Here is a 24,986-nt window from a genome sequence, read left to right as displayed (position 1 = left end):
TCATCGCCGTCGTGGTGTTCACCACGCGCTCGGTCATGCGCCGCCTGCGGGAGCTCCACGACCGCACGGTGACGATCGCCGAGAAGACCCTGCAGCCCTTCGCGCACCGTCGGCGCCAGGTGTCCGAAATGCCTCATCGCTCTCCCCGCTTGCCGCGCCGACCCGCATTCCCGCCGTCCCGCCGGGACGCCCGGTCGGAAAGCGTGGCCGATTATCGTACGTCCGAAGGGGGGTCAAGAGTTCCCCAAGCACATGAAAAACTCATGACCGAAGGCGATCTGTCCGCTAAAGCCCGTGAGACGACCGACGGGGGCCCTGCGTTGTCCGCGGACCGGGCGGGGAGGCAGGATTGCGGGCATGACGCACGCGATGCTGAAGGGGTCGAACATCCCGCTGGAGGCCCCGACCGTGCGGGCCGTACTGCGCTGGACGCCCGGCCCGGGCGTTCCCGACGTGGACGTCTCCGCCCTGCTGCTGGGCGAGGGCGGCCGCGTGCGCTCCGACGCGGACTTCGTCTTCTACAACCAGCCACGGCACCCGTCCGGCCTGGTCCGGCACCTGCCGAAGAAGCGCCAGATCGAGGGGATGACGGACTCGGTCGAGGCCGAGCTGTCCGCCCTGGAGGCCGGTGTGGCCCGTGTGGTCGTCGCGGCCTCGGCCGACGGCGGCTCCTTCGGCCAGGTCGACGACCTGTGTGTGCTCCTGTACGACGCGGCGCCGGGCGCCGCCGGCGCCGAGCCGGTCGCGCGGTTCGACGTGCGTCCCGAGACGGGCGACGAGACGGCGATGCTCTGCGGCGAGCTGTACCGGCGCGGGGACGGCTGGAAGTTCCGCGCGCTCGGCCAGGGGTACGCGTCGGGGCTCCTGGGGCTCGCCACGGAGTTCGGGATCTCGGTGGAGGAGGGGGACGGCGAGGCGGAGACCGGGCCGGTCTCCCCGCCGGAGGCCGAGGCCCTGCCGGAGTCCGCTCCGGCCGCCGCGCCCCCGGAGAGCCCGCAGGCCTATCCGCCTCCGCCGCCCGTACCGCCGTCGATCCCGGCCCAGCCCGCCTACGGCTACCCGCAGGCGCCCGGGCCGGGGCCGCAGCCGGCCTACGGCTATCCGCACCCGCAGCCCCGGCCGGCGTACGGCTTCCGGCTGCCGCCCCAGGGCCCGCAGTTCCAGCCGAACCGGTAGGAGGAGTCCGGGGGCCGCCCCCCGGACTCCCAGCCCCGGACCCCGCCACCGGCCGGAGGAGCGCGCCCTCACACCTTCGACTTGTAGCCCCTCCCCCACTGCAACCCCCAGCCGTACAGCCGGTCCAGTTCCGACTGGAAGCCGTAGACGTAGCGCATCTCACGCCGCAGCACGATGTCGCCCTTGATGTTCTCGATCAGCACGACGGCGCACGACCGCGCCTGGGGGGCGCGCTCGTGGAGGGGGATCTCGACCCGGGGGCCGTTGCCGGGGTAGAGCGTGACGAGCGCGTGCGTACGGTCGAAGGCCGGGGTCCCGTCGTAGATGTAGACGAAGACCAGCAGACGCTTGAAGTCGTCGCGGTGGTCCATATTGATGTAGATGGTCTCGCCCGAGCCCGAGCCGAAGCGGTCGTCACCGCTGAGCTGGACATACGGCGGCGAGTTGATGCTGCCCAGTATGTTTCCGAGCGGCTGGACCACCCCCTTCGACCCGTCCTGGAGCTCCCACATACAGGCGAGGTCGAGGTCCACGTTGACCATGGCCGGGCCCTGCGCCTGGACCACCTCGGGGGTGAACTTGCGCAGCGGGTGCCGGAGGGTGGTGCCGAAGGAGCGGCGCTCGCCGAAGTCGGAGGTGCGCATCCGCCAGGAGAGGTTGACCCGCAGGTTTCCGGTGGTCGCACCCTGTTTGGTCAGCGAGTACGTCGGGCGGCGCTTGGTCAGCTCGACCGCGCCGCTCGTCCCGCCCATGTCGAATTGCCGGTCGGCGTCGCGCCCCCAGCCGCCGAAGAAACGGTCCCTGACCGTCATGCCGTGCCACCCCCACCCTGTGCCGAGCCCGAACCGCCTCGGGGCGGCCGCGAGGTGATCTCACGGCCGCCCCGAGGGGAGGGTTCCTCAAATGTGCCGGGGTCACACCCCGGAGGTGACTTCCGCCTTCTCCGCCGGCCCGCCGCCGGCCTCGGCCTCCTTGCGGTTGCGCACCACGGAGGAGAAGAAGGACAGGCCGATGAGGACCACGCCGACGAGACCGGTGATGACGTCGCTGATCTCGTACTTGATGGTGATCAGCAGGATGACGGCGAGCGCGCCGATGGCGTAGTGCGCGCCGTGCTCCAGGTAGACGTAGTCGTCCAGGGTGCCCTTGCGGACGAGGAAGACCGTCAGCGAGCGGATGTACATCGCGCCGATGCCCAGACCCAGCGCCATCTCGAAGATGTCGTTGGTGACGGCGAAGGCGCCGATGACGCCGTCGAAGGAGAACGAGGCATCGATGACCTCGAGGTAGAGGAACATGAAGAAGGCGGCCTTGCCGGCCAGGCCGACGATCGAGCCGCCGCCCTTCCGCGCCGGCTGCGCGGACCCGGCGGCGCCGTCCTCGGCCTCCTCCTCGGCGTCGTCCTCCGCCTCCTCCAGGCGGTTCTCGAAGAAGTCGGAGATGCCGCCGACGACGAGGTAGGTGATCAGGCCGCCGATGCCGGCGAGCAGCACGGTCGAGGCCTTGTCGATCGTGCCGGTGCCGCCGTGGACCGGGACGGCGGTGGCCAGGGTGGTGGCGGCGACGACGAGCACGATCAGCGAGACGACCGTGGAGAGGGTCTCCAGCTTGCCCAGCTTGGCCAGCGGCTTCTCCAGCCAGCTGAGCCACTTGATGTCGCGGTCCTCGAAGAGGAAGTCGAGGAAGATCATCAGCAGGAACATCCCGCCGAACGCGGCGATGGCCGGGTGGGCCCCGGTGACGAGGTGTTCGTAGCGGTCGTGGTCCTCGATGGCGACCCGGACGGCCTCGATCGGTCCCAGCTTGGCCGTGATGGCGACGATGACGACCGGGAAGACCAGCCGCATGCCGAAGACGGCGATGAGGATGCCCACGGTCAGGAACATCTTCTGCCAGAACGGGTTCAGCTTCCGGAGGATGCCGGCGTTGATGACCGCGTTGTCGAACGAGAGCGAGATCTCCAGGACGGAGAGGATCGCGACGATCGCCAGCCCCTGCCACCCCCAGAGAACGCCGGCCAAGGCCAGACCGGCCGCCGTGATGGCGAACGACCAACCAAAGGTTTTCAGGAGCACTGGCTACCCAATCCTTCGCTGTTCGGGTTCTCCCCGCGCGAGGCGCGGCTTTACTGAATGTTGACCCCGAAGTGTAGAGGCCCCGTCCCGCGGCCGGGACGGGCGGCCCCTGCCCGGCCGGAGCAGCGCGGGCTCGCCCGTCGCCCGTCGTGCCCGGCCGCGCGCCCCCTCCAGGGGGAGAAGGAGTGGATGTGACCCGGAGGGGTCAGGAGACGTTGACGCCGAAGTCCAGGGCGATGCCGCGCAGACCCGAGGCGTAGCCCTGGCCGACGGCCCGGAACTTCCACTCGCCGCCGTAGCGGTAGACCTCTCCGAAGATCATGGCGGTCTCGCTGGAGGCGTCCTCGGTGAGGTCGTAGCGGGCCAGCTCGCTGCCGTCGGCCTGGTTCACGACCCGGATGTAGGCGTTGCGGACCTGGCCGAAGCTCTGGCCGCGGACGTCCGCCTCGTGGATGGAGACAGGGAAGACGATCTTGTCGCAGTGGGCCGGCACCTTGGTGAGGTCCACCAGGATCGATTCGTCGTCGCCCTCGCCCTCACCGGTGAGGTTGTCGCCGGTGTGCTCCACGGAGCCGTCGGGGCTCTTGAGGTTGTTGTAGAAGACGAAGTACTCGTCGCCCAGCACCCGGCCCGCCGCGCACAGCAGCGCGCTGGCGTCGAGGTCGAAGGGGGCACCGGTGGTGGAGCGCGCGTCCCAGCCGAGACCGATGGTCACGTTGGTGAGATTGGGTGCGGCCTTGGAGAGGGAGACGTTGCCTCCCTTGGCGAGCGTGACGCCCATGATCTTTTCCTCCCCGAGTGTCGTGCGTGTGCGCCGGGCACGCCCGCGCCGCACGCCCCGGGCCCCGGAGCACCGGGGTGGGCGTGCGGCGCCGGACGGTTCGGCGGCCGGCGTCAGACGTTGACGCCGAAGTCCTGGGCGATGCCGCGCAGACCCGAGGCATAGCCCTGGCCGATGGCGCGGAACTTCCACTCGGCGCCGTGGCGGTAGAGCTCGCCGAAGACCATGGCGGTCTCGGTCGAGGCGTCCTCGCTCAGGTCGTAACGGGCCAGCTCGGTGTTGTCGGCCTGGTTCACCACGCGGATGTAGGCGTTGCGGACCTGGCCGAAGCTCTGCTGGCGGGACTCGGCCTCGTAGATGGAGACCGGGAAAACGATCTTCGCGACGTCCGCCGGGACGGCGGCCAGGTTGACCTTGATGACCTCGTCGTCGCCCTCGCCCTCACCGGTGAGGTTGTCACCCTGGTGCTCGACGGAGCCGTCGGGGCTCTTGAGGTTGTTGAAGAAGACGAAGTTCTGGTCGTTGGCGACCTTGCCCTGGTCGTTGGTCAGCAGGGCGCTGGCGTCCAGGTCGAAGTCCGTACCGGTGGTGGTACGGGCGTCCCAGCCGAGACCGACGACGACCGCGGTCAGGTTCGGGGCCGCCTTGGTCAGCGAGACGTTGCCGCCCTTGCTGAGACTGACTCCCACGGGTCCTCCATTGGTTCGAGGGGCTCGAGAGGGGCCGCGTGGGACCCGCGCCCCCGGTTGGTGCGATGGCGTCCGATCAACGAATGGATCCTAGTGACCGGTTCCCGCTGATCGCAGGCTGTTCGCCGGTGCGGGGACACCCGGCCGGGCGGCCGGGTGCCCGGAGACGCTCCGGGGGGCGCTCAGAGCGCGGCGAGCGCCTTGGTGTACTCGTTCAGGTCACGGGCGTCGGGCAGACCGTTGACGACCGTCCACCGGACGACACCCTCCTTGTCGATGATGAAGGTGCCGCGCACCGCGCAGCCCTTCTCCTCGTCGAAGACGCCGTAGGCGCGGCTGACCTCGCCGTGCGGCCAGAAGTCGGAGAGCAGCGGGTACTCCAGGCCCTCCTGCTCGGCGAAGACGCGCAGCGAGAAGGGCGCGTCGTTGGAGACCGCGAGCAGCTGGACGTCGTCGTTGGCGAACTTCGGCAGCTCGTCGCGCAGGGCGCACAGCTCGCCGGTGCACACGCCGGTGAAGGCGAAGGGGTAGAAGAGCAGCACGACGTTCTTCTCGCCACGGAAGTCGGCCAGCCGGACGGTCTCCCCGTGCTGGTTCTTCAGCTCGAAGTCCGGGGCCTTTTCGCCTACGGCGATTGCCATGGGTGTTCACCTCTCTGGTGATGCCGGGTCCTGTGCGGCCCCAGTCTGTCACTGCCGTCGCGGACGCCTCCAGGCGGGTGATCCCACGCCGGCGCCCGGGGGAAACACCCCGGGAAGCACCCCGGGAACGGCTTCGCCCCCGGCGGCCGGGCGGCCGACGGGGGCGAGGGGGGCGTCAGGAGGGGGCGGCCGGGGCTAGCGGCGGCCCGTCTTGGCGGCCTTGGGGGTGGCGAGGCGGCTGGCGTTCCAGTCCTTGCCCACGCTGATGCTCTTGGTGGAAGAGAGGCCCGCGGTGCTCACGGCCTCGCTGATGTCGCTCGGCTCGATGTAGCCATCACGGCCCGTCTTGGGCGTGAGGAGGCAGATCATGCCGTCCTCCTCGAGCAGACCGATGGCATCCACCAGCGCGTCTGTGAGGTCGCCGTCCTCATCGCGGAACCACAGCAGGACGGCATCGGCGACGTCGTCGTAGTCCTCGTCGACGAGCTCCGTGCCGGTGTGCACCTCGATGGCCTCGCGGAGATCTTGCTCGGCGTCTTCGTCGTAGCCGAGCTCCTGGACCACCTGGTCGGGCTGGAAACCCAGCCTGGCGGCAAGGGTCCGCTCCTCCGCGTGGTCCGCGGTCGCGCTCACGGATTGCCTCCTGTCATCTTTCGAGAAATTGTCTTGTGCTCCCCGCGTGCGCGAGGCATTGGGCGTAGTCCACACGTGACGGACGGATCGCGCAAGTACCCGGCCCTGGAGACCGCCGAAACGTTGACGGACGGGGACGTCTCCTGGCAACTCCAACGGCTGGGCCGCAAGGGGTCGTGATTCACGCCACAGCGTTCTGTACTGTTTGCGAAGTTACTCCATGCGATGACGGAAGGCCGGTCCGAACGGCCGTACGCGGGCGACTCCCATTGGGGGCGTAAGGTTGCGATTTGGCCGCCGCAAAGTGGCCGACCTTCGACGCTTCGTCTCATGAGTGGTGGTTACCGCCCAGTAGAGATGACGTTTCCGCCGCCGCGGTCCACGATGGGAGCCGGCGCGACATAAGCAAAGACAGTATTTGACCGCGTGCGCAGCAACGATTGCGTGCAGAGCACGCCTCGACCAGAACAGCGAAGGAACAGCGTGGCTTCCGGATCCGATCGCAACCCGATCATCATTGGCGGTCTGCCCAGCCAGGTCCCGGACTTCGATCCCGAAGAGACCCAGGAATGGCTCGACTCGCTCGACGCGGCTGTCGATGAGCGAGGCCGGGAACGGGCCCGCTACCTCATGCTGCGCCTGATCGAGCGCGCGCGCGAGAAGCGCGTGGCCGTGCCCGAGATGCGCAGCACGGACTACGTCAACACCATCGCGACCAAGGACGAGCCGTTCTTCCCGGGCAACGAGGAGATCGAGCGCAAGATCCTCAACGCGACCCGCTGGAATGCGGCCGTGATGGTCTCCCGCGCCCAGCGCCCGGGCATCGGCGTCGGCGGCCACATCGCCACCTTCGCCTCCTCGGCCTCCCTGTACGACGTGGGCTTCAACCACTTCTTCCGGGGCAAGGACGGCGGCGACGGCGGCGACCAGATCTTCTTCCAGGGCCACGCCTCCCCCGGCGTCTACGCCCGCGCCTACCTGCTGGACCGGCTGAGCGAGCAGCAGCTGGACGCCTTCCGCCAGGAGAAGTCCAAGGCCCCCTACGGCCTGTCCAGCTACCCGCACCCGCGTCTGATGCCGGACTTCTGGGAGTTCCCGACCGTCTCGATGGGCCTCGGCCCGCTCGGCGCGATCTACCAGGCGCGGATGAACCGCTACATGGAGGCGCGCGGCATCGCGGACACCTCCAAGTCCCACGTTTGGGCGTTCCTGGGTGACGGCGAGATGGACGAGCCGGAGTCGCTCGGCCAGCTGTCCCTGGCGGCGCGCGAGGGCCTGGACAACCTGACCTTCGTCGTCAACTGCAACCTGCAGCGCCTCGACGGCCCGGTGCGCGGCAACGGCAAGATCATGCAGGAGCTGGAGTCGCAGTTCCGCGGCGCCGGCTGGAACGTGATCAAGCTGGTGTGGGACCGCTCCTGGGACCCGCTGCTGGCCCAGGACCGGGACGGCATCCTGGTCAACAAGCTCAACAGCACCCCCGACGGCCAGTTCCAGACGTACGCCACCGAGACCGGCGCGTACATCCGCGAGCACTTCTTCGGCGACGACCAGCGTCTCCGCAAGATGGTCGAGGGCATGACCGACGACCAGATCCTGCACCTGGGCCGTGGCGGTCACGACCACAAGAAGATCTACGCGGCCTACGCGGCGGCCAAGGCCCACAAGGGCCAGCCGACCGTGATCCTGGCCCAGACGGTCAAGGGCTGGACGCTCGGCCCGAACTTCGAGGGCCGCAACGCGACCCACCAGATGAAGAAGCTCACGGTCGAGGACCTCAAGCGCTTCCGCGACCGTCTGCACCTGCCGATCGCCGACAAGGAGCTGGAGTCCGGCCTGCCGCCGTACTACCACCCGGGCCGCGACTCGGAGGAGATCCAGTACATGCACGACCGCCGCAAGGCGCTGGGCGGCTACGTGCCGACCCGTGTCGTGCGCGCGAAGGCGCTGAAGCTGCCGGACGACAAGGCCTACGCCCCGATCAAGAAGGGCTCCGGCCAGCAGGCGATCGCCACCACCATGGCGTTCGTCCGGCTGCTGAAGGACCTCATGCGGGACAAGGAGATCGGCAAGCGCTTCGTGCCGATCGCGCCCGACGAGTACCGCACCTTCGGCATGGACTCGCTGTTCCCGTCCGCGAAGATCTACAACCCGCTGGGCCAGCAGTACGAGGCCGTGGACCGCGAGCTGCTGCTGGCGTACAAGGAGTCCCCGACCGGTCAGATGCTGCACGACGGCATCTCCGAGGCGGGCTGCACCGCCTCGCTGATCGCCGCCGGCTCCGCCTACGCCACGCACGGCGAGCCGCTGATCCCGATCTACGTCTTCTACTCGATGTTCGGGTTCCAGCGCACCGGTGACCAGTTCTGGCAGATGGCCGACCAGCTGGCGCGCGGCTTCGTGCTCGGCGCCACGGCCGGTCGTACGACCCTGACGGGTGAGGGCCTGCAGCACGCCGACGGCCACTCGCACCTGCTGGCCTCGACCAACCCGGCCGTCGTCGCGTACGACCCGGCGTTCGGCTACGAGATCGCGCACATCGTCCAGGACGGTCTGCGCCGTATGTACGGCGAGAACGCGGAGGACATCTTCTACTACCTCACCGTCTACAACGAGCCGATCCAGCACCCGGCCGAGCCGGAGAACGTGGACGCCGAGGGCATCCTCAAGGGCCTGTACCGCTACAAGGCGGGCGAGGCCGGCGCGATCCCGGCGCAGATCCTCGCCTCCGGCGTGGCCGTGCCGTGGGCCATCGAGGCCCAGCGGATCCTCGCCGAGGAGTGGAACGTCAAGGCGGACGTCTGGTCGGCGACCTCCTGGAACGAGCTGCGCAACGACGCCATCGCGGTGGAGGAGCACAACCTGCTCCACCCGGAGGAGGAGCAGCGCGTCCCGTACGTGACGAAGAAGCTCGCCGGTGCCGAGGGCCCGAAGGTGGCCGTCTCCGACTGGATGCGGGCCGTCCCGGACCAGATCGCGCGCTGGGTGCCCGGCACGTACCAGTCCCTGGGCGCGGACGGCTTCGGCTTCGCGGACACGCGGGGTGCGGCGCGGCGCTTCTTCCACATCGACGCGCAGTCGATCGTGGTGGCCGTGCTCACGGAGCTGGCGAAGGAGGGCAAGATCGACCGCTCGGCCCTGAAGCAGGCGATCGACCGCTACCAGCTCCTGGACGTCGCAGCCGCGGACCCGGGTGCGGCCGGTGGTGACGCGTAGTCGCTGACGCGACGGTAACCGCCCGGGCCTTCGGCCCGGGCGGTTTTGCGTTTCGGCTGACGCCGTCGTCCGGCTTGTGCCCACCCTCCCCCATGGCCTGAACGGCATGGGGGCACCCCCATCGCCCTGCGGAACGACTGCCCACAAGCGGCCCGCGGCCGGGCGACGGGCTCAGCCGACTCCCACGTTCAAACCCTCCGCGTTGACGCCGCGTTTCGTGAGCAGGGCCACGAGTGCGGCGACGGCCGCCACGCACCCGGCCACGGCGAAGCCGAGGTGCATGCCCGAGACGAACGTCTCGTGCGCCACGCCCGAGATCTTCGCCGCGGCCTCCGGCCGCGTTCCCGGCGGGACCGGGGCCACGCCCAGCTGGACGGCGGCCGAGGCCCGGGACAGCTGGTCGGCCGGCAGGGCCGGCAGCCCCGCGTCGGCCCACCGCACGGGGAGCTGGTGATCCACCCGCGCCGCGACGACCGCGCCGAGGACGGCCGTGCCCAGCGAGCCGCCGACCTGCATGGCGGCCTGCTGGAGGCCGCTCGCGACGCCCGCGTCCCGCAGCGGCGCGTTGCCGACGATGACGTCCGTGGCGCCGACCATCACCGGCGCGAGGCCGGCGCCGAGCAGCGCGAACCAGAGCGACATCGGCACGGTCCCGGTGCCGACCGAGAGCGTGGTCATGCCGAAGCAGGCCACGGCGGTGCAGACCATGCCGATGACGAGCGGCGGCCGCGGCCCGTAGCGCGCGATGAGCGCGCCCGCCGCCGGCGAGGTGACGATCATCATGCCGGTGAGCGGCAGCAGGTGCAGTCCGCTGTTCACCGGGGTCATGCCGTGCACGTTCTGGAGGTAGAACGTGACGAAGAAGACGCCGCCCATGAAGGCGAAGGCCATCAGCACCATCAGGGCCGTCCCGGCGGACAGCGGCACGGACCGGAAGAGGCCGAGCGGCAGCAGGGGGTCGCGGGTGCGCAGCTGCCAGAGGACGAAGAGGACGAAGCCCACCAGGGCGGCGGCCAGGAAGCCGAGCGTGCGGGCGTCGCCCCAGGACCAGGCAGGGGCCTTGATCAGGGCCCAGATCAGGCAGAACATCGCGGCGGACAGCAGCAGGATGCCGGGTACGTCGAAGGACTTGGGCGCGTGCTCGGAGCGGTGGTCCTTGAGGATGACGAGGCCGAGGGCGAGGGCGAGGGCGCCGACCGGCACGTTGATGAAGAAGACGGACTGCCAGTTGACGTGCTCCACGAGCACGCCGCCGATGATCGGGCCGCCCGCGGTGGAGGCACCGATGACCATGCCCCACAGCCCGATGGCCATGTTGAGCTTCTCGGGCGGGAAGGTGGCGCGCAGCAGGCCGAGCGCGGCCGGCATGAGCAGTGCGCCGCAGAGGCCCTGGAGCACGCGGAAGCCCACGACCATCGACACGCTGCCGGAGAGGGCGATGAGTCCCGAGGAGAGGGCGAATCCGGTGGTACCGATAAGGAAGATCAGCCGGTGGCCGAAGCGGTCGCCGAGCTTGCCGGCGGTGATCAGGGCGACGGCGAGGGCGAGGAGATAGGCATTGGTGATCCATTGGACGTCGGCGAGCGAGGCGCCCAGGTCCTTCTGGATGGCGGGGTTGGCGATCGCGACGATGGTGCCGTCGAGGGCGACCATCATCACCCCGATCGCGACGGAGACGAGTGTCAGCCAGGGGTGGCCCCGTAAGCCGTTCCGGGGGCCGAGGTCCGGTGCCGCGTCCGCGACGGTGGTCTGAGGCGTCATGGCACGAGATTATGGCAGTCACTGCCAATTGATGAAGGTATTCAACGGTCAGTCTCTGTCACATTCCCGCGCGGCTATGCTGAGCAGCGCGAATGAGGGAGAAGAGGCGAGCATGCACACGATCGGAAAGCCGGTGGAGCATGCCGCGGCCCCGCCGGTGAGACCGGCCGGGCTGCGTGAGCGCAAGAAGGCCCGCACGCGCGACGCCCTCATCCGGTCGGCGCTGGAGCTGATCGCGCTCCAGGGCTACGACGGGACGACCGTCGACGAGATCGCCGCCGCGGCCGACGTCTCGCAGCGCACCTTCTTCCGCTACTTCGCGAACAAGGAGGAAGTCGCGCTCGCGGTGCAGGACATGACGGAGGCGCACTTCCTCACCGCCGTCCGCCGGCGGCCCGCCGACGAGCCCCCGCTGACCGCGCTGCGCAACGCCGCCCTGCTCTCCTGGGACGAGATCAGCGACACCGTCCGCGCGCTCGTCCCCGTCGAGCTGCACCTGCGCATGTACCGGACGATCGAGTCGACCCCGCAGCTGCTCGCCGCCCGGCTGCGGCGCCTCGCCGAGCTGGAGGAGCGGCTGGCCGAGGAGATCGCCCGCCGGGAGGGGCTGGACGTGCAGGCCGACCCGCGGCCGCGCATCCTGGTCGCCGCCTTCGGCGGGGTGATGCGCGTCACCGGAAAGGTGTGGGGCGAGCTCCCCGACGGCGATCTGGACGATCTCCTCAGGATCACCACGACCTACCTGGACCAGATCGGTCCGGCCCTGGCCGGAAACTGGCGGACTTGATCAAAAGGCGTGAGTGGACGCCCAATTGACCTGTCCCCCAAACGTGAGATGAGTCACCGGATTCCCGGAGCGGCGCCGGTTTCTCCTAGGGTGTCGCTCGGTGACTTCCTTCCCGGAGCTCGGCTCCCCCTCCTCGATTCCGTGGACGAACGCTTCCACGGCCTGGCGCGCACTGCTCGCGCTGGCCGTGGTCTTCGTCATGCTCGCCACCACGGGCTGGACCGCCGTGCGCGGCCACAAGGGAGAACCCGACCCGCACGCCGCCTCGCTCAAGGCCTGGCTGCACGGCTCCATAGCCGGTCACCCGCTGCCCTCCGCCAAGGCGGACCCCGGCACCCTGGCACGGTTCTTCGGCTCGCTCGGCAGCGCGCAGCGCGAGGGGCTCGCCGAACGCTATCCGCTCGTCGTCGGCAATCTGAACGGCGCCCCCGTCGAGCTGCGCTACCGGGCCAACCGGATCGCCCTGGAGCAGGCCCGCACGGTCGAGGAGCGCCGCTCGCACGAGACCGGTCTGACCCCGGCCGGACGCGGCGAGGCGAGCCGCCGGATGCACCGCTACGACTCGCTGCTGGGCGACGGGCGGCAGATCCTCGCCTTCGACCCGGCCGGCGACGGGCGCGTCGCCGAGGTCTTCGGCGATCTCGACCGGGCCCAGCGGATCTCCGTCGTCGTGCCCGGTGTCGACACCAACGTCCTCAGCTTCGAGAAGACCCAGCGCGCCTACAGCGCTCCCGTCGGGATGGCGCGCTCCCTCTACGCCGCCGAGCGGAAGGCCGCCCCCGGCGCCAGGACGGCCGTCATCGCCTGGGCCGACTACACCTCCCCCGCCGGCGTCGGCATGGACGCCGCCACCGGCAGGCTCGCCGCCGAGGGCGCGCTGCGGCTGCGCGCCCTGGTGCGGGCGCTGCCCGGCGCCGCGCCCGTCTCGCTGTTCTGCCACAGCTACGGCTCGGTGGTGTGCGGCGTCGCCGCCCGTGAGCTCCCCGGCCGGGTCAGCGACGTGGCGGTGGCCGGCAGCCCCGGCATGCGGGCCGAACACGCCTCCGACCTGGGCACGGGCGCCCGGATATGGGCGATGCGGGACCCGGACGACTGGATCCAGGGCGTCCCGCACATGGAGGTCGGCGGCCTCGGGCACGGCGCCGACCCGGTCTCCGACGGCTTCGGCGCACGCGTGCTGTCGGCCGCCGGCGCCCAGGGCCACGCCGGCTACTTCGCCCCCGGCACCACCAGCCTCAGCAATTTCGCCGACATCGGCGTCGGAGCCGCGGGCTCCGTGCGGTGCGCCGGGGACGGCGACGGCTGTGCGGAGGACCTGGGTCCGGCGACGGCCGTCCCCACGGCTTGACGCGCGTAGCGCCGGCAGGGGGGACGGGCGGGCGGTCGCCGCATACGATGAGCGGCATGGGTGATGTGCTGGCCGGTTTCCACGCCGTCTGGGAGTTCGACACCGACTCCGTGCTCATCCGCTTCGAACGGGGGATCCGCACACCGAAGTTGCTCCAGGTGCTCGGGGAGCGGCGCGTCCCGTACGAGGCGATCGCCGCCGCCGAGGCGGCCCCGGGCCGGCGCGGGACCGTGGTCCTGCGCGCCGTGCCCAGACCGGGCGCCGATCCGCTCGTCGACGCGGCGGACGGCCGGCTGAAGGAGGGCTGCGACCCGTACCGGCTGGTGCTGCCCGCCGAGCACGAGCCGCTGGCCCACCACTACGCCGAGCGGATACGGTCCGCCCTCGGCCCCCGGGCCGGGGAGCCCGCCGAGCGGCATCTGGTCACCGCGCCGGTGCCGCCGCTGTCGTTCAAGGCCTACGACGGCAAGGCGTCCTTCGACGGCCGTGCCGTCGCCTTCCGCTGGTTCTGGACCGGCGCCTCCTCCGCGAAGTGGAAGGCGGGCGACCAGCGGTTCCCGATCGAGGAGCTCACCGGCGTCGAGTGGCGTCCCGCCGACGCCTCGCACTCCCTCGGCGGCCATCTGCGGCTCGTGCGGCGCGCCCGCGACGGCCGCCGGCCCGAGCCGGCCGACCAGGACCCGGCGTCCGTCGTCTTCGGCCGGGGCTACGGCCTGATCCACGAGTCGCTCCCGCTGGCGGCCGCCGTCCTCGCGGCCGTACGGGCCGGCGCGCCGGCCGTGCCCGCCGGGGCGGTCCCCGGCGCCCGCCCCGACCCGGGCGGCATCGCCGAGCGCATCCGCCACCTCGGGGAGCTGCACGACGCGGGGCTGCTGACGGACGCCGAGTTCAGTTCGAAGAAGGCGGAGCTGCTCGCCGAGCTGTAGGGAGTGCCGGGCCGGGCCGCGGGGTGATACCGGGGTATGACCCGCGAGTGGGCACCTGGGGGTGACGCCGGGGTCCCCCCGCCCGCCTAGGCTTGATCACCTCATGTCCCAGTCTCCGTTCGCCTACGTGCGCGACCTTCTCACCCCGGCCGGACCGCCGGAGCCCCTGCTCGGGCAGTCCCGCCGCCCGTTCGTGCGGCGGCTGCCGTACGGCGTCGCCGCCGCGTTCGTGGCCGTCCTGCTGCCCAGCACCTCGATGCTGCTGCCGGACGAGTACGCGATGAACAGCGACCTCGCCGTGCTCCTCGCCGTGGCACAGACGGTTCCGCTGCTGATCGCCGTGCGCCGGCCGCTGCTCGCCTGGAAGATCGCGTTCGCGGCCGACATCGCGTGCGCGCTGATGCTGCCGCCGCCGCTGCCGGGCAGCACCGTCTGGCCCTGGCCGGCACCGGTGATCATCGGGATGCTGCTGCTGCTGTTCGTCGTCGGCCTGCGCGAACGCCTCCGGACGTGTGTCACCGTCTGGGGGCTGATCACGGTGACCGGTTACCTCCTCGAGGCGACGGCCCCGCACCACGGCAACGGCACCTGGCTCGTCCCGGTCATCCTCGGCGGCATGCTGCTCCTGGTGGGCGGCGCCCTGCGGGGGCGCGGCGACGCCCGGCGCGCGCTGGCCGAGCAGGAGACCATCAGCGAGGCCGAGCGGGCCCGCCGCACGCTGCTGGAGGAGCGCACCCGGATCGCGCGCGAGCTGCACGACGTGGTCGCCCACCACATGTCCGTGATCACCGTGCAGGCGGACAGCGCCCCCTACCGGCTGGCCGGCCTGCCGGAGGAGGCCCGCGAGGAGTTCGGCTCGATCGCCGCCACGGCCCGCGAGTCGCTGACCGAGATGCGCCGGTTGCTGGGCGTGCTGCGCAGCGAGGACGCCGGAGGCGGGGAAGGGGCCGGGGAGCGCGCCCCGCAGCCGGGCGTCGACCGGCTCCCGCAGCTGGCCGAGGCGACCCTGCGGGCCGGTGTGCCCGTGGAGCTGACCCTGCCGGAGCTGCCGGAGCTGCCGCCGGCCGTGGACCTCTCGGCGTACCGCATCGTGCAGGAGGCCCTGGCCAACGTCGTGCGGCACGCGCCGGGCGCCACCGCACGCGTCTCCGTCTCCCTGGACGAGGACGGCGGGCACCTCATGGTGCTGGTCGTCAACGCGGCCCCGCCGGCCGCGCCGGGCCCGCCGCTGGAGACGACCGGCACCGGGCACGGCCTGGTCGGCATGCGCGAGCGCGTCCGCCTCGTCGGCGGCACCCTCGACACCGGCCCGCTGGACGGCGGCTTCCGCGTGGCCGCCCGGCTCCCCCTGACCGCTTCGGAGAAGGAACTCCCCACCGCATGACCATCCGCGTGATCATCGTCGACGACCAGGCCATGGTGCGGGCCGGTTTCGCCGCGCTGCTGGCCGCCCAGCCCGACATCGACGTCGTCGGTGACGCACCGGACGGTGCGCGGGGCGTGGAACTGAGCCGCTCCACGCACCCGGACGTGGTCCTCATGGACGTCCGGATGCCGGAGATGGACGGTCTGGAGGCCGCGCGCCGCCTCCTGGACCCCCCGGCCGGCGTCGTCCACCGCCCCAAGGTCCTCATGCTGACGACCTTCGACGTCGACGACTACGTCTACGAGGCGCTGCGCGCCGGCGCGTCCGGTTTCCTGCTCAAGGACGCGCCCCCGGCCGACCTGATCTCCGCGGTCCGGGTCGTCGCGGCCGGCGAGGCGCTCCTCGCGCCGTCCGTGACCCGCCGCCTCATCGCCGACTTCGCCAAGCGCCCGGCGGCCCCGCGCCGCGCCCGCTCGGTCCGTCTCAAGGGGCTGACGCCCCGTGAGACGGAGGTCCTCGAACTGATCGCCCGCGGCCTGTCGAACCAGGAGATCGCGGCGACGCTCGTGCTCGCCGAGCAGACGGTGAAGACGCACATCGGACGGGTGCTCCACAAGCTCGGCCTGCGGGACCGGGCGCAGGCGGTCATCTTCGCCTACGAGTCGGGGCTGGTCACGCCCGGGGAGTGAGCGGGTTACTCGCGGCCGGCGGACGTGAAGCTCATGTCCGGGTACCGGTCGCCCGACACCTTCGACGCGATCGGCTCCAGCGACGCCAGCTCGTCCGCCGTCAGCTCGATCCGGGTGGCCGCCACGTTCTCCTCCAGGCGCGACCGCTTGCGCGTGCCCGGGATCGGAACGACCGTCAGCCCGTGGACGCTCGCGCGCTGTTGCGCCCAGGCCAGCGCGATCTGGGCGAGGGAGACGCCGCGCGCCTCGGCGACGGCACGGACCGGCGCCAGGAGGGCCGCGTTCGCCTCGGCGTTGTCGCCCGTGAAACGGGGCTGCGTGCGGCGCCAGTCGTCCTCGGTCAGCTCCTGCTCCGCCTTGGTGAACGCGCCGGTGAGGAAGCCGCGGCCGAGCGGCGAGTACGGCACGAGGGCGACGCCCAGCTCCCGGGCCGCCGGCACCACGCCCGCCTCGATGTCGCGGCTGAAGAGCGACCACTCCGACTGCACGGCCGCGATCGGGTGGACGGCCTGCGCCGCGCGCAGTTCGGAGCCGGTGACCTCGCTCAGGCCGAGGTGCTTGACCTTGCCCTCGCCCACCAGCTCGGCCATGGCGCCGACCGTCTCCTCGATGGGGACGTTCACATCGCGCCGGTGCATGTAGTAGAGGTCGATCTCGTCGACGCCCAGCCGCCGCAGGCTCGCCTCGACGGCCTGGCGGATGTACGGGCGGTCGTTGCGGATGGCCCGCTTCATCGGGTCCTCGGCGTCCGGCACGATCGCGAACTTCGTCGCGAGGACGACGTCTTCGCGGTGGGCCCGGACGAACGGCGCGATGAACTCCTCGTTGGCGCCGGCGCCGTACACATCGGCGGTGTCGTAGAGGGTGACGCCCAGCTCCAGCGCCCGTTCCAGCGTGGCGCGGGCCTCGTCCTCGTCGGTCGTGGGGCCGTAGGCGAAGCTCATGCCCATGCATCCCAGGCCCTGCACGCCGACCTCGGGGCCGCCCTCGCCCAGCCTCACCGTTGCGATCTTCTCGTTGCTCATGAGTGCGTCATGCCCCTTCGGACGCCCGGCGACGGGCGTCGGCATAGATTTCAATCTTGTAGTCGAGCACCTCGAGCGTGCTGCGCAGCTCGGCGACGCGCCTGCGGACGTCGTCGCGGTGCGCGCTCAGCAGCCGCTCGCGCTCGGCGAAGGTGTGCTCGCCCTCGCGGACGAGTTCCGCGTAGCGGACCATGTCGGCGACGGGCATCCCGGTCAGCCGGAGCCGGCCGACGAGGTCCAGCCAGTCGAGGTCGCGGTCGGTGTAGCGGCGCTGGCCGGTGTGCGAGCGGTCGACGTGCGGCATCAGCCCGATGCGCTCGTACCAGCGCAGGGTGTGCGCCGACAGCCCGGCGTACGCGGCGACTTCGCTGATCGTGTAGCGGTCCCGGCCCTCCGGGCGCCGGACGCGCTGCCGGTCGAGCTCCTGGCACACCCGCGCCGGTTTCGGCACCTCCACCGGCGCGCTGTCGATCACGCTCATGGCCACTCCCCCACCTCGGTGCGATGTCCCCAACCTAGAGAGTTGGAGTGCACTCGAAGCAAGTAGGCTCCGTGGCATGGAAAGCCTGCGGATGATCGAGAACTGGCCGGTGCCCACCGCCGCGGCGGCCGTCGTGCGCGCGGACGGCAGTGTGGCGGGATCGTACGGGCCGGTGGAGCACCGGTTCCCGCTGGCGTCCGTCACCAAGCCGCTGGCGGCCTACGCGGCGCTGATCGCCGTCGAGGAGGGCGCCGTCGAGCTGGACGATCCGGCGGGCCCGCCCGGCTCGACCGTCCGCCATCTGCTGGCGCACTGCTCCGGGCTGGCCTTCGACGTGGACCGGGTGATGGCCGAGCCGGGGACGCGCCGGCTGTACTCCAACGCCGGTTTCGACGCGCTCGGCGACCACATCGCGAAGGCGACGGACATCCCCTTCGCCGACTATCTGCGCGAGGCGGTGCTGGAGCCGCTGGGGATGACCGCGACCGACCTGCCGGGCTCGCCCGCGAAGGACGGTGTCTCGACCGTCGCGGACCTGTCGCGCTTCGCCGCCGAGCTGCAGGCGCCGCGCCTGCTGTCGCGGGAGACGCTGGCGGAGGCGACGTCCGTCGTCCTCCCCGGACTGACCGGCGTGCTGCCCGGCTACGGGCACCAGCGCCCGAACGACTGGGGCCTCGGCTTCGAGATCCGCGACGGCAAGTCGCCGCACTGGACGGGGTCCCGGTCCTCGGCACGGACGTTCGGCCACTTCGGCCAGTCGGGCACGTTCCTGTGGGTGGACCCGGAGCTGGGCGCGGCCTGCGTCGCGCTGACGGACCGGGCGTTCGGCCCGTGGGCGATCGAGTGCTGGCCGGCCCTGACGGACGCGGTGATCGCGGAACTGCCGTAAAGCCCCTCAGGGGAAACGCGGCTCGGCGTGCATCTCCCACAGCAGGAGCTCCGCACCCGCCGCCCCGGCCACCGCGTCGAGCTCCTCCGACTCCAGCACGCGGGCCGCGTCCCCCTCGCGCAGTTCCTCCTGGGCCAGCCGCACGGATCCGCGCACGACGTGCACGTACAACCACTGCGCCCCGGGAAGGGCGCACCGCTCGCCGCCGCGCAGGCGCCGCACATGCAGCACGGCCTCGGCCTGCGCCAGGGCGCACACCGCGCCGTCGGAGACAGCGCGCGAGACCTCGTAGGAAGGCGCACCACCCGGCTCCGACGGCGTCAGCCACATCTGCACGAACCGCAGCGGGGCCGTCCCCGCGTTGCGCTCCACGTGCCGCACCCCCGTGCCCGCGCTCAGCCGCTGGACGTCGCCGGGGCGGACGACCTCGGTGCGGCCCGTGGAGTCCTCGTGGGTGAGTTCGCCTTCCACCACCCAGGTGACGATCTCGACGTCCCGGTGCGGGTGCTCGGTGAAGCCGGCGCCCGGCGCGAGGCGCTCCTCGTTGCAGGCGGCCAGCGGCCCGAACCGCACGTTGTCGGGGTCGTAGAACCCGGAGAAGGAGAAGGCGTGCCAGGTCTCGATGCCGGCCGCCGGATCGCCGCCGCGGAAGCGTTCCGCGGCTCGCTGCACGTAGATCACCAACCCACCGTAACCCCGCGGGGCTCCCCGCACGGGGCCCCGGCGGCCCCGTTCGGCATCCGAATGAGGCAGGCTTGTCCCCGTGCCTGAACCAGCCGCTAACACCCCGCACTCCCACAGCGCCACCCTTCGCCGTCTGGAGAAGTCCTCCGGGACCCTGGCCGCCGCGGCCATCGCCCGCATGGACGAGCAGCTGCCCTGGTACAGGGCGATGCCTCCGGAGAACCGGTCCTGGATCGGCCTGGTGGCCCAGGCCGGCATCGCGGCCTTCACCGAGTGGTTCCGGCATCCGGAGACGCCGCAGGCCATCAGCACGGACGTCTTCGGCACCGCGCCCCGCGAGCTGACCAGGGCGATCACCCTGCGCCAGACCGTGGAGATGGTGCGGACGACCATCGAGGTCATGGAGTCGGCGATCGACGACGTGGCCGCGCCGGGCGACGAGTCGGTCCTGCGCGAGGCGCTGCTGGTGTACGCGCGGGAGATCGCCTTCGCCACGGCGCAGGTGTACGCGCAGGCGGCCGAGGCGCGGGGCGCCTGGGACGCGCGGCTGGAGTCGCTGGTCGTCAACGCGGTGCTCTCGGGCGAGGCCGACGAGGGCGCGCTGTCGCGGGCGGCGGCGCTGGGCTGGAACGCGCCCTCGCATGTGTGCGTGGTGCTGGGCACGGCCCCCAACGGGGACAGCGAGCTGACGGTGGAGGCGATCCGCCGGGCCGCGCGGCACGCGAAGGTGCAGGTGCTGACGGGGGTGCTGGGGGACCGGCTGGTGGTGATCGCGGGCGGTTCGGACAATCCGCTGCGGACGGCGAAGGCGCTGATCGGGCCGTTCGCCGCGGGTCCGGTGGTGGCCGGGCCGGTGGTGCCCGACCTGCTGGCGGCGACGCGCTCCGCGCAGGCGGCGGCGGCCGGGCTGAAGGCGTGCGCGGCCTGGCCGGACGCCCCGCGTCCGGTCGCGGCGGACGATCTCCTTCCGGAGCGGGCGATGGCCGGGGACACCACCGCGCGGGACCAGTTGGTGGAGGAGATCTACAGACCGCTGGAGGAGGCGGGCTCGGCGCTGCTGGAGACGCTGAGCGTCTACCTGGAGCAGGCGAGCAGTCTTGAGGGGGCGGCACGGATGTTGTTCGTCCACCCCAACACCGTGCGATACCGCCTCCGACGTGTGACGGACGTCACCGGGTGGTCACCGTCCGACGTCCGTTCCGCGTTCACGCTGCGGATCGCCCTGATCCTCGGAAGGCTGGCCGACACGGAGTGACATCCGTAGTCTTTTGTTGAACGTCAACAATTCCCCTGACGGTTCTTCGTCCCTGTCCCCACGGGTGGGCGATACCGTCCACGAGAGAGAGTGTGAGGGTGCTCGTACTCGTCGCTCCCGGCCAGGGCGCTCAGACGCCCGGCTTCCTGACCCCCTGGCTCGACCTTCCCGGCGTCCCGGAACGCCTCGCGGAGTGGTCGGCCGCCATCGACCTGGACCTCGTCCACTACGGCACGAACGCCGACGCCGAGGAGATCCGCGACACCGCGGTGGCCCAGCCCCTGCTCGTCGCGTCGGCCCTGGTCTCGGCGGGGCAGCTCTTCGCCTCCCCCGAGGACTTCGCCCGCCTCGTCGGCGCCTGTGCCGGCCACAGCGTCGGTGAGCTCGCCGCGGCCGCCCTGACGGGCGTGCTGCCCGAGCGGGCCGCCATGGAGCTCGTCCGCAAGCGCGGCCTGGCCATGGCCGAGGCCTCGGCGATCACCGAGACGGGCATGTCCGCGCTGCTGGGCGGCGAGCCCGAGCAGGTGCTGCCCCACCTGGAGAAGCTCGGCCTGACCCCCGCGAACGTCAACGGTGCGGGCCAGATCGTGGCCGCCGGCACCATGGAGCAGCTGGCGGCGCTGGCCGAGGACAAGCCCGAGGGCACCCGCCGCGTGGTGGCGCTGAAGGTGGCCGGCGCGTTCCACACCGCGCACATGGCCCCGGCCGTGTCGGCCCTCGAGGCCGCCGTCACCGAGCTGTCCCCGGCCGACCCGCGCACGGCCTACGTCTCCAACAAGGACGGCCGGGTCGTCCCCGGCGGCCGTGAGGTCGTCGAGCGCCTGGTGGGCCAGGTGGCCAACCCGGTGCGCTGGGACCTGTGCATGGAGACCTTCAAGGAGCTGGGCGTCACCGCGCTGATCGAGGTGGCCCCCGGCGGCACCCTGGTGGGCCTGGCCAAGCGCGCCCTGCCGGGCGTGCAGACCCTCGCGCTCAAGACCCCGGACGACCTCGACGCCGCCCGTGCGCTGATCTCCGAGCACGCCACCGACGCCGCCGGGTCCCCGGCTCAGTAAGGAGTCCGAGAGCATGACCGCGAAGATCAAGCCCGGCAAGGGTGCGCCGTACGCCCGCATCCTGGGCGTGGGCGGTTACCGCCCGACCCGTGTGGTGCCGAACGAGGAGATCCTCAAGCACATCGACTCCTCGGACGAGTGGATCCGTTCCCGCTCGGGCATCGCCACCCGGCACTGGGCCGGCCCGGAGGAGACCGTGGCCGCGATGTCCGTCGAGGCGGCGGGCAAGGCCATCGCCGACGCCGGTATCGACCCCGAGCGGATCGGGGCCGTGCTGGTGGCGACGGTGTCGCACTTCAAGCAAACCCCGGCGATCGCGACCGAGATCGCGCACAAGGTGGGCGCCGGCACCCCGGCGGCCTTCGACATCTCCGCCGGCTGCGCGGGCTTCGGCTACGGCCTGACGCTCGCCAAGGGCATGGTCGTCGAGGGCTCGGCGGAGTACGTCCTGGTCATCGGCGTGGAGCGGCTGTCGGACCTGACGGACCTGGAGGACCGCGCGACGGCCTTCCTGTTCGGCGACGGCGCGGGTGCCGTGATCGTCGGCCCCTCGGAGGTGCCCGCGATAGGCCCGACGGTCTGGGGCTCCGAGGGCGACAAGGCCGAGACCATCAAGCAGACCCTGGCCTGGGACGTCTACCGCACCGAGACCGACGTACGGTTCCCGGCGATCACCCAGGAGGGCCAGGCGGTGTTCCGCTGGGCCGTCTTCGAGATGGCCAAGATCGCCCAGCAGGCGCTGGACGAGGCCGGGGTGGCCCCCGAGGACCTGGACGTCTTCATCCCGCACCAGGCCAACATGCGCATCATCGACTCGATGGTGAAGACCCTCAAGCTGCCGGAGAGCGTCGTGGTCGCCCGCGATGTGGAGACCACCGGCAACACCTCCGCGGCCTCCATTCCGCTGGCCATGGAGCGGCTCCTGGCGACGGGCGCCGCGAAGAGCGGGGACACCGCGCTCGTCATCGGCTTCGGGGCGGGTCTCGTGTACGCCGCGACGGTGGTTACCCTCCCCTAGGCGAGTTCCACCAGGATCTCTCCGCAAGCAGTGCCGTTATCGCAGTTCGACCGCAATACCTAGATAGAAGGAGCGCCGCAATGGCCGCCACCCAGGAAGAGATCCTCAAGGGTCTCGCCGAAATCGTCAACGAGATCGCGGGCATCCCGGTCGAGGACGTCCAGCTGGACAAGTCCTTCACCGACGACCTCGATGTCGACTCCCTGTCCATGGTCGAGGTGGTCGTCGCCGCCGAGGAGCGCTTCGACGTCAAGATCCCGGACGAGGACGTCAAGAACCTCAAGACCGTCGGTGACGCTGCCGACTACATCCTGAAGCACCAGGACTGATCCAAGCGTTCGTCGCCACCCGAGCGGTGGCGGTTCCAGCACCTCTGACCGTGGAGACAGAATTCCTGTGAACTCGACCAATCGCACCGTGGTCGTCACCGGTATCGGCGCAACCACACCGCTGGGTGGCGACAGCGCTTCCACCTGGGAGGGTCTGCTCGCCGGGCGTTCCGGCGTCAAGCCCCTGGAGGGGGAGCGGTTCGCCGACCTCCCCGTCCGCATCGCCGCCCCGGCGGCGGTGGACCCCATGGACGTCCTGCCCCGTCCGCTGGCGCGCCGGCTGGACCGCTCGGCGCAGCTCGCGCTGATCGCGGCCCGTGAGGCGTGGGCCGACGCCGGTTACACCGGCAAGGCCGGCGAGGACGAGGCCATCGCCCCCGAGCGCCTGGGCACCGTCATCGCCTCCGGCATCGGTGGCGTGCACACCCTGCTCGACCAGTACGACGTGCTCAAGGAGAAGGGCGCCCGCCGCGTCTCCCCGCACACCGTGCCGATGCTCATGCCCAACAGCCCGAGCGCGAACGTCGGCCTGGAGGTGAACGCCCAGGCGGGCGTGCACACCCCGGTCAGCGCCTGCGCGTCCGGCGCCGAGGCCATCGGCTACGCCGTCGAGATGATCCGCACCGGCCGCGCCGACGTGGTGGTCGCGGGCGGCACCGAGGCGGCCATCCACCCGCTGCCGGTGGCGGCGTTCGCCAGCATGATGGCGATGTCCAAGAACAACGACGAGCCGGAGAAGGCCTCCCGCCCCTACGACAAGGCCCGTGACGGCTTCGTCCTGGGCGAGGGCGCCGGCGTCGTCGTCCTGGAGTCGGCCGAGCACGCCGCCAAGCGCGGCGCGCGGGTCTACTGCGAGGTGCTGGGCCAGGGTCTGTCCGCCGACAGCCACCACATCGCGCAGCCCGAGCCCACGGGCCGGGGCATCGCCACGGCGCTGCAGAACCTGCTCGACGACACCGACCTCAAGCCGTCCGAGGTCGTCCACCTCAACGCGCACGCCACGTCCACGCCGCAGGGCGACGTGGCCGAGATCAAGGCGCTGCGCAAGGTCCTGGGCGACGACCTCGACCATGTCGCGGTCTCCGCGACCAAGTCGATGACGGGTCATCTGCTCGGCGGCGCGGGCGGCGTGGAGACGGTCGTGACCGTGCTCGCGCTGCACCACCGGATGGCTCCGCCGACCATCAACGTCGACGAGCTCGACGAGGAGATCGACGCCGACATCGTCCGCGACGAGCCGCGCCCGCTGCCGCAGGGCACGATCGCCGCGATCAACAACTCCTTCGGCTTCGGCGGCCACAACGTGGTGCTCGCGCTGCGTACGGTCTGACGGCCGGCCCCTGGGGCCCGGCCTCCTCGCTCCGGCGAGGGGGCCGGGCCCTCGGTGTTTTCCCCGGCCGGGGGTCAGTCCGGGAAGCTGGCGAAGTAGGAGGCGGCCATGTCCTCCTCGCCGTGGCCCTGCTCGGCGGCCCGGCGGAAACGCTCGGCGCCCGCCGCGGCGACGTCCAGGCGGACGCCGGCCTCCTCGCCGGCCGCGACGATGAGACGGGCGTCCTTGAGGGCCGTGGTGGTGGCGAAGCTCGGCGGGGTGAGGCGGCCGCCGAGAATGAGACCGGCCTTGGCGCGCAGATAGCCCATGTCGAGCGGGCCGCCGGCGACGGCCTCCAGGAAGCGCTCGGCGTCCACGCCCAGCCCCTCGGCCAGGGCCAGCGCCTCGGCCGTGCCGTGGGTGACGGTGAGCACCCAGCTGTTGACGACGAGCTTGAGCCGGGTGGCCGCGCCGCTCGCCGCGTCGTCGCCGACCCACAGGGTGCGGGAGCCGATGGCGTCGTAGACGGGCGTGAGGGCCGCGCGGACCGTCTCGGGCCCGGCGGCCAGGACGACCAGCTCGCCCGCCTCGGCGGGCTGCCGGGTGCCCAGGACCGGGGAGTCGACCAGCTGGAGGTGGTGCTCGCGGGCGAAGCCGGCGAGCTCGTCGAGGCCGTCCAGGCCGGCGGTGGTGGTCTGGGCCCAGACGGTGCCGGGGCGCAGCGCGGGCGCGGCGTCGCGGAGGACGGCGAGGGCGGCGGCGCTCCTGCTCGGCGGTGGGCGCGAGCCGCTCCGGGCGGGGCGGTACGGGCCGGCCGGCGAGGGCCGCGCGGGTGCGCCGAACGAGGTCGGCG

General features: G+C 71.7%; 24 protein-coding genes. 13 read left to right on the top strand and 11 right to left on the bottom strand.

Going from position 1 to position 24,986, the window contains the following annotated elements:
- Nucleotides 1-357 precede the first annotated feature (357 nt).
- On the top strand, nt 358-1,176 hold the full coding sequence (locus AB0K09_RS09015) for a TerD family protein (RefSeq protein ID WP_366064629.1): 819 nt from the start codon (nt 358-360) through the stop codon (nt 1,174-1,176).
- A gap of 68 nt (nt 1,177-1,244) precedes the next feature.
- Here AB0K09_RS09015 and AB0K09_RS09010 read toward each other — a convergent pair whose 3' ends face one another.
- The 6 genes from AB0K09_RS09010 to AB0K09_RS08985 all read right to left on the bottom strand — a co-directional run bounded on the left by AB0K09_RS09010 (nt 1,245) and on the right by AB0K09_RS08985 (nt 5,995).
- The gene (locus AB0K09_RS09010; protein WP_366064628.1) at nt 1,245-1,988 is read right to left on the bottom strand and encodes a Tellurium resistance; all 744 of its coding nucleotides are present in this window, start codon (nt 1,986-1,988) and stop codon (nt 1,245-1,247) included.
- Between the two features lie 102 nt (nt 1,989-2,090).
- The gene (locus AB0K09_RS09005) at nt 2,091-3,251 is read right to left on the bottom strand and encodes a DUF475 domain-containing protein (RefSeq protein ID WP_366064627.1); all 1,161 of its coding nucleotides are present in this window, start codon (nt 3,249-3,251) and stop codon (nt 2,091-2,093) included.
- 205 nt (nt 3,252-3,456) lie between these two features.
- Entirely contained in the window at nt 3,457-4,032 is a 576-nt protein-coding gene (locus tag AB0K09_RS09000) for a TerD family protein (RefSeq protein WP_366064626.1), read from the bottom strand.
- A gap of 113 nt (nt 4,033-4,145) precedes the next feature.
- A complete protein-coding gene (locus AB0K09_RS08995) occupies nt 4,146-4,721 on the bottom strand; it encodes a TerD family protein (RefSeq protein ID WP_366064625.1) in 576 nt (191 codons plus the stop codon).
- 182 nt (nt 4,722-4,903) lie between these two features.
- Nucleotides 4,904-5,362 carry a peroxiredoxin gene (locus AB0K09_RS08990; RefSeq protein ID WP_366064624.1) on the bottom strand — a complete coding sequence of 153 codons (459 nt, stop codon included), beginning with the start codon at nt 5,360-5,362 and terminating at the stop codon, nt 4,904-4,906.
- A gap of 195 nt (nt 5,363-5,557) precedes the next feature.
- The gene (locus AB0K09_RS08985; RefSeq protein ID WP_366064623.1) at nt 5,558-5,995 is read right to left on the bottom strand and encodes a DUF3052 domain-containing protein; all 438 of its coding nucleotides are present in this window, start codon (nt 5,993-5,995) and stop codon (nt 5,558-5,560) included.
- A 483-nt stretch (nt 5,996-6,478) separates the two neighbouring features.
- Between AB0K09_RS08985 and aceE the strand changes: the two genes are divergently transcribed.
- Nucleotides 6,479-9,211: a pyruvate dehydrogenase (acetyl-transferring), homodimeric type gene (gene aceE, locus AB0K09_RS08980; protein ID WP_366064622.1), complete on the top strand. Its 2,733-nt coding sequence runs from the start codon at nt 6,479-6,481 to the stop codon at nt 9,209-9,211.
- Nucleotides 9,212-9,382: 171 nt separating this feature from the next.
- On the opposite strand, the gene AB0K09_RS08975 is transcribed toward aceE, so the two are convergent.
- The gene (locus AB0K09_RS08975) at nt 9,383-10,972 is read right to left on the bottom strand and encodes an MFS transporter (protein ID WP_366064621.1); all 1,590 of its coding nucleotides are present in this window, start codon (nt 10,970-10,972) and stop codon (nt 9,383-9,385) included.
- A gap of 112 nt (nt 10,973-11,084) precedes the next feature.
- Here AB0K09_RS08975 and AB0K09_RS08970 point away from each other — a divergent pair, with 112 nt between their 5' ends.
- The 5 genes from AB0K09_RS08970 to AB0K09_RS08950 all read left to right on the top strand — a co-directional run bounded on the left by AB0K09_RS08970 (nt 11,085) and on the right by AB0K09_RS08950 (nt 16,088).
- Nucleotides 11,085-11,759: a TetR family transcriptional regulator gene (locus AB0K09_RS08970; RefSeq protein WP_366064620.1), complete on the top strand. Its 675-nt coding sequence runs from the start codon at nt 11,085-11,087 to the stop codon at nt 11,757-11,759.
- A gap of 136 nt (nt 11,760-11,895) precedes the next feature.
- Nucleotides 11,896-13,107 carry an alpha/beta hydrolase gene (locus tag AB0K09_RS08965; RefSeq protein WP_366064630.1) on the top strand — a complete coding sequence of 404 codons (1,212 nt, stop codon included), beginning with the start codon at nt 11,896-11,898 and terminating at the stop codon, nt 13,105-13,107.
- Between the two features lie 56 nt (nt 13,108-13,163).
- On the top strand, nt 13,164-14,033 hold the full coding sequence (locus AB0K09_RS08960; RefSeq protein ID WP_366064619.1) for a DUF4429 domain-containing protein: 870 nt from the start codon (nt 13,164-13,166) through the stop codon (nt 14,031-14,033).
- A 103-nt stretch (nt 14,034-14,136) separates the two neighbouring features.
- Complete coding sequence (locus AB0K09_RS08955) at nt 14,137-15,417, top strand: sensor histidine kinase (protein ID WP_366064618.1); 1,281 nt, start codon at nt 14,137-14,139, stop codon at nt 15,415-15,417.
- Entirely contained in the window at nt 15,414-16,088 is a 675-nt protein-coding gene (locus AB0K09_RS08950; RefSeq protein WP_366064617.1) for a response regulator transcription factor, read from the top strand. The genes AB0K09_RS08955 and AB0K09_RS08950 overlap by 4 nt, the downstream gene beginning before the upstream one ends.
- A gap of 5 nt (nt 16,089-16,093) precedes the next feature.
- Here AB0K09_RS08950 and AB0K09_RS08945 read toward each other — a convergent pair whose 3' ends face one another.
- Nucleotides 16,094-17,113 (bottom strand): aldo/keto reductase, encoded by a 1,020-nt coding sequence (locus AB0K09_RS08945; protein WP_366064616.1) that lies wholly within the window; start codon nt 17,111-17,113, stop codon nt 16,094-16,096.
- 7 nt (nt 17,114-17,120) lie between these two features.
- Complete coding sequence (locus AB0K09_RS08940; protein WP_366064615.1) at nt 17,121-17,594, bottom strand: MerR family transcriptional regulator; 474 nt, start codon at nt 17,592-17,594, stop codon at nt 17,121-17,123.
- A 76-nt stretch (nt 17,595-17,670) separates the two neighbouring features.
- Between AB0K09_RS08940 and AB0K09_RS08935 the strand changes: the two genes are divergently transcribed.
- Nucleotides 17,671-18,483, top strand: coding sequence for a serine hydrolase domain-containing protein (locus tag AB0K09_RS08935; RefSeq protein WP_366064614.1), 813 nt, complete (start codon nt 17,671-17,673; stop codon nt 18,481-18,483).
- Nucleotides 18,484-18,489: 6 nt separating this feature from the next.
- On the opposite strand, the gene AB0K09_RS08930 is transcribed toward AB0K09_RS08935, so the two are convergent.
- The gene (locus tag AB0K09_RS08930) at nt 18,490-19,164 is read right to left on the bottom strand and encodes a pirin family protein (RefSeq protein WP_366064613.1); all 675 of its coding nucleotides are present in this window, start codon (nt 19,162-19,164) and stop codon (nt 18,490-18,492) included.
- 82 nt (nt 19,165-19,246) lie between these two features.
- On the opposite strand from AB0K09_RS08930, the gene AB0K09_RS08925 reads away from it, so the two are divergent.
- From AB0K09_RS08925 to fabF, 5 genes are all read left to right on the top strand, one after another.
- Entirely contained in the window at nt 19,247-20,422 is a 1,176-nt protein-coding gene (locus AB0K09_RS08925; RefSeq protein WP_366064612.1) for a helix-turn-helix domain-containing protein, read from the top strand.
- A 98-nt stretch (nt 20,423-20,520) separates the two neighbouring features.
- Nucleotides 20,521-21,477, top strand: coding sequence for an ACP S-malonyltransferase (locus tag AB0K09_RS08920; RefSeq protein ID WP_366064611.1), 957 nt, complete (start codon nt 20,521-20,523; stop codon nt 21,475-21,477).
- A 13-nt stretch (nt 21,478-21,490) separates the two neighbouring features.
- A complete protein-coding gene (locus AB0K09_RS08915) occupies nt 21,491-22,495 on the top strand; it encodes a ketoacyl-ACP synthase III (protein ID WP_366064610.1) in 1,005 nt (334 codons plus the stop codon).
- Between the two features lie 80 nt (nt 22,496-22,575).
- Nucleotides 22,576-22,824: an acyl carrier protein gene (locus AB0K09_RS08910; protein ID WP_168093812.1), complete on the top strand. Its 249-nt coding sequence runs from the start codon at nt 22,576-22,578 to the stop codon at nt 22,822-22,824.
- A 67-nt stretch (nt 22,825-22,891) separates the two neighbouring features.
- Nucleotides 22,892-24,154: a beta-ketoacyl-ACP synthase II gene (gene fabF / locus AB0K09_RS08905; protein WP_366064609.1), complete on the top strand. Its 1,263-nt coding sequence runs from the start codon at nt 22,892-22,894 to the stop codon at nt 24,152-24,154.
- A gap of 74 nt (nt 24,155-24,228) precedes the next feature.
- Here fabF and AB0K09_RS08900 read toward each other — a convergent pair.
- A partial coding sequence (locus AB0K09_RS08900) for an NAD-binding protein (protein WP_366064608.1) occupies nt 24,229-24,986 on the bottom strand: 758 nt, incomplete at its 5' end.

This window comes from Streptomyces sp. NPDC049577, from assembly GCF_040675635.1.
GTDB lineage: Bacteria > Actinomycetota > Actinomycetes > Streptomycetales > Streptomycetaceae > Streptomyces.
The sequence above is the reverse complement of the archived record's forward strand: the minus strand, read 5'-3'. Positions and strand labels throughout refer to the sequence as shown.

Bases quoted from the DNA above. Each gene is read 5' to 3' on its own strand.
- AB0K09_RS08955 (WP_366064618.1), top strand. From the start codon at position 14,137: ATGTCCCAGTCTCCGTTCGCCTACGTGCGCGACCTTCTCACCCCGGCC.
- AB0K09_RS08975 (WP_366064621.1), bottom strand. From the start codon at position 10,972: ATGACGCCTCAGACCACCGTCGCGGACGCGGCACCGGACCTCGGCCCC.
- AB0K09_RS08935 (WP_366064614.1), top strand. From the start codon at position 17,671: ATGGAAAGCCTGCGGATGATCGAGAACTGGCCGGTGCCCACCGCCGCG.
- AB0K09_RS09000 (WP_366064626.1), bottom strand. From the start codon at position 4,032: ATGGGCGTCACGCTCGCCAAGGGAGGCAACGTCTCCCTCTCCAAGGCC.
- AB0K09_RS08970 (WP_366064620.1), top strand. From the start codon at position 11,085: ATGCACACGATCGGAAAGCCGGTGGAGCATGCCGCGGCCCCGCCGGTG.
- AB0K09_RS09015 (WP_366064629.1), top strand. From the start codon at position 358: ATGACGCACGCGATGCTGAAGGGGTCGAACATCCCGCTGGAGGCCCCG.
- AB0K09_RS08950 (WP_366064617.1), top strand. From the start codon at position 15,414: ATGACCATCCGCGTGATCATCGTCGACGACCAGGCCATGGTGCGGGCC.
- AB0K09_RS08915 (WP_366064610.1), top strand. From the start codon at position 21,491: ATGACCGCGAAGATCAAGCCCGGCAAGGGTGCGCCGTACGCCCGCATC.
- AB0K09_RS09010 (WP_366064628.1), bottom strand. From the start codon at position 1,988: ATGACGGTCAGGGACCGTTTCTTCGGCGGCTGGGGGCGCGACGCCGAC.
- AB0K09_RS08940 (WP_366064615.1), bottom strand. From the start codon at position 17,594: ATGAGCGTGATCGACAGCGCGCCGGTGGAGGTGCCGAAACCGGCGCGG.
- AB0K09_RS08910 (WP_168093812.1), top strand. From the start codon at position 22,576: ATGGCCGCCACCCAGGAAGAGATCCTCAAGGGTCTCGCCGAAATCGTC.
- AB0K09_RS08960 (WP_366064619.1), top strand. From the start codon at position 13,164: ATGGGTGATGTGCTGGCCGGTTTCCACGCCGTCTGGGAGTTCGACACC.
- AB0K09_RS08945 (WP_366064616.1), bottom strand. From the start codon at position 17,113: ATGAGCAACGAGAAGATCGCAACGGTGAGGCTGGGCGAGGGCGGCCCC.
- AB0K09_RS08990 (WP_366064624.1), bottom strand. From the start codon at position 5,362: ATGGCAATCGCCGTAGGCGAAAAGGCCCCGGACTTCGAGCTGAAGAAC.